Source organism: Providencia sp. AGC89 (assembly GCF_053543535.1).
In genome coordinates, this window is the sequence record NZ_JBIXLP010000077.1 from 1 (window position 1) to 3,352 (window position 3,352).

Consider the following 3,352-nt stretch of genomic DNA (forward strand, 5'->3'; position numbering starts at 1 on the left):
CTTTTCCTGTATGAGCTCGCGTTGAGACTGGGATTTCAGGTTTACGTTCCAATAATAATGCGGATTGCTTCATAATTCGGTAAACGCGTTTGGCATTTATAATCGCGATACCTTCATTTTCAGATTGCCGACGAAGTATTGCCCAGACACGGCGATAGCCATACGTTGGCAGCTTATCAATCACATTGTGTATACGTGCAAGGGCATCATTATCACCTTGAGGGTACCGTCCTCGTCCATCTTTACAATCGCTTTTTCGTTTTACTAGAACGTATAACTGCGCTCGTGACACTCGTAGCGTTCGGCTCACTAAACTTATTTTCCATCCTTGGGTAATAAGGGCGCGAGCGCAGTCCGCTTTTTTTGCGGTCATACTCGACAGCTTCTTTAAGAAGTTCATTTTCCATTGTTTTTTGGCCGAGTAAACGCTGTAGCTCTTTAATTTGCTTTATTGCGGAGGCTAGCTCAGAGGCAGAAACAACTTGTTCACCTGCGGTCACTGTGTGTCACCTCAGTCAGGCTTACTTCTTGATACTGCTTACGCCAAAGGAAAAGCTGGCTTGCAGCAACACCATGTTGGCGAGCAACCATGGAAACACTCATACCCGACTCAAAGCTTTGCTGAAAAATGCGATTTTTTCTTGTGGGGAACGTCGTTTTCTGCCTTCAGGACCTAATATATCGATCATGTTATCTCCAAGAACTAGTCTAAAAACTAGTATTAAGATTATCACTAATTTAAGTGACTCCAACTATCTGGAGATCTAAGGTGCCAGTCTACTACACCGTTAAGCTATACAACATCAGTGATTGTTCTACGCAACAAAATGAGGTCATGCATTCAATATGGAGATCACTTCAATAAACGCTCTATGAAGGTGCAAATTATCAAGCGGCAAAGATGTTATCCGCCTCGGCAAGAGTATTTTAACAGACGAACAAGCAAATTGATGCTGATATGAAGGGCTCTATCAGTATCACAAATACTGGCATTATTCTTCGTAAGATAAATAATTTTATCTTTAGTACCGGGAGTTGGCCGGTTCGATATTCATAATCCGCTTGGAAGCTTCAGCATCAATTTTAGCAGCAATAACGTTGATGTCGTGTTCTCCCTACACCATATTTTTTCACTGAAGGAGTTCGTTGACAAAATGGGCACCTTACATAGACCTAGGTTATAAATACTCACCATAAATTACCGTATATTACAGATTCCACACCAGATTGAATACATAACCGGATATTTTCTGTTTTCTAAGTAGCTCTCAGGAATATACAATTATAGAACATACATTTTACGAAAAACAGGAAGTATATTATTCTATAATTAATAGAATAATAAATTTATTAACATTAACTTACAAGTGCAAATGGTTTTTAATTATATTTTATCCGCAAATACACTTATAATAAGTATAAATCAATTACCTTGGACACAAATATGAAAAAATTATTACCGCTCCTTATTTCTTCTACAATGGCTTTATCATTTACAGCTTCAGCCATAAATGTTGGCTCTATTGATATTAGCGTAACAGGTCGAATTGACCCCGCAGCTTGTGAATTAGATATTGCGGGTGGTGGGAATATCGATTATGGCCTAATCGATCCTGACACATTATCATTTGAAGACGGCGCTTTTGGCGGGAAATTTGCTGCATTACCAATACAAGAAGCTAGTTTTACAATTCGCTGCTCAGCTAATGCACCCGTTAAATTATCAGCCGTGAGTAAACGTTTAGGTACCGTTGCTGGTTCAACTGAAAATTCTCGAGGATTTGCAGCTCTTCCTATTAAATTATTAGGAATTGGCGCAGGAAATGCTTCAAATGGCGTGGCTGGATTAGGTAAAACCTCAACAGGCATAAATATTGGTGGATATATTGTCCGTTACAAAGCTAATAGCTTGAACATTAGTTCCTTGGGCGAAAATAATACGCTAACCACGCTTTCAGGCAATAAAGTTCAGAATATTTATTATAATACAATAAGCAATATGTGGTTGCTTTCAGGTGGGAACCTATTTTCAAACAGTATGGATTTAGAAACGTCTTTTGCAAAAGCAAATGAAACAACTCCTATTGAAGCCAGCATTTATGACGGAATTTTACAAGTTCAAGCGTATGTAAGTCAAGAAGCTGCAGAGTTTGGTAAAAATAAACCAGTATTACTCAATGGCTTATCAACAATTGAATTAAATTATATCTAAATTTTAGAGGTAACTAAGTTAAATTAATTTAGTTACCTTATTTAAATGATACCGCTAAAATGAAAATAAAAACATACTTATTACTAATAGGCTCATTATTAACCCCTCTTCTATCATTCGCTTCAGGTATACTGCCTGCAACATCCGTTGCTATTGTTAATGAAAAAAGTCAAGATGGTGAGATAGTAGTGACTAATACAGATAACTATCCTGTCCTATTAACAACAGAATTAGTAAATGTCGATCCTGAATATCAAGATCTAATTATTGCGACCCCGCAACTTATCCGGGTTGAGCCTAAAGCTAAACAATTAATCCGCTTTATGCTCACTAGTAATTCAGAGTTAAAACATGAAGTATTGATGAGAGTTATTTTTGAAGGGATTCCACCTCAAGCAAATCCCGATGCCGATCAGGTTAAGTTTACTATTCGCCAAAACCTTCCTCTTATTATAAAACCTAAAAATCTACCAGAAAATGATACGCCTTGGGAGTTGTTAAAGTGGAAGTATGAAAAAAACGTATTAATCGCAACCAACCCTAGTCCTTATATCGTCAGGTTAAGCAATAGTGTTGTGAGTTTGCCTGGAAATATTCAGTGGATCTTGCCATCCAATTATATTTTGCCTAATCAATCTATAGAGTTAACGACAACTCAACACCTTCCCACACTAATCGATGAAGTCACGATACAACCGTTTACTCAGTGGGGATATTCAACCACTCAAAAATACACTATAAAGATAAATAACCAGCAAAATGATTAGAAAAAAGAAGCTTAAAATTGTTACAATTTTACTATTTCTAGCGACTTATTCATACGCAGAAGAAGTCATTTTCGATCAAGATGTTCTAAAACATAAAGGTATACCAACTGATGTTGCGAAGTTGTACAGTGAAAAGGCGCATTTTCCTCAAGGTGAAAGTATTGTTAGTGTTTTCTTGAATGATAATTATATTGGTCAAAGCTCTTTTTTATTTAATGTTAAAGGAGAGCTTTGTCTTAATACTCAGTTTATTGACACTACAGATATTGCTCTATCCAAAAGTAAATCAACGTGTCCAACAATAAAAGAGTACAATAACTTAGAGATAGAACTCATACCGGGTGATTTACGGGTCAATATATATGCATCACCA

4 protein-coding genes and 1 pseudogene are annotated in these 3,352 nt (G+C 36.8%); 3 read left to right on the forward strand and 2 right to left on the reverse strand.

Annotated elements, in window-relative coordinates:
• Window positions 1–734 (reverse strand): annotated as a pseudogene (locus ACIPUA_RS17385) (transposase); the annotation flags it as partial.
• Between the two features lie 170 nt (window positions 735–904).
• Window positions 905–1,051: an IS1-like element transposase gene (locus ACIPUA_RS17390; RefSeq protein WP_419181757.1), complete on the reverse strand. Its 147-nt coding sequence runs from the start codon at window positions 1,049–1,051 to the stop codon at window positions 905–907.
• Window positions 1,052–1,444: 393 nt separating this feature from the next.
• On the opposite strand from ACIPUA_RS17390, the gene ACIPUA_RS17395 reads away from it, so the two are divergent.
• The 3 genes from ACIPUA_RS17395 to ACIPUA_RS17405 all read left to right on the forward strand — a co-directional run.
• Window positions 1,445–2,212 (forward strand): DUF1120 domain-containing protein, encoded by a 768-nt coding sequence (locus ACIPUA_RS17395; RefSeq protein WP_249890955.1) that lies wholly within the window; start codon window positions 1,445–1,447, stop codon window positions 2,210–2,212.
• Between the two features lie 59 nt (window positions 2,213–2,271).
• Complete coding sequence (locus ACIPUA_RS17400; RefSeq protein ID WP_249890954.1) at window positions 2,272–2,979, forward strand: fimbria/pilus chaperone family protein; 708 nt, start codon at window positions 2,272–2,274, stop codon at window positions 2,977–2,979.
• The coding region (locus ACIPUA_RS17405) for a hypothetical protein (RefSeq protein WP_449059908.1) at window positions 2,972–3,352 on the forward strand (381 nt) is incomplete at its 3' end. The genes ACIPUA_RS17400 and ACIPUA_RS17405, both read left to right, overlap by 8 nt.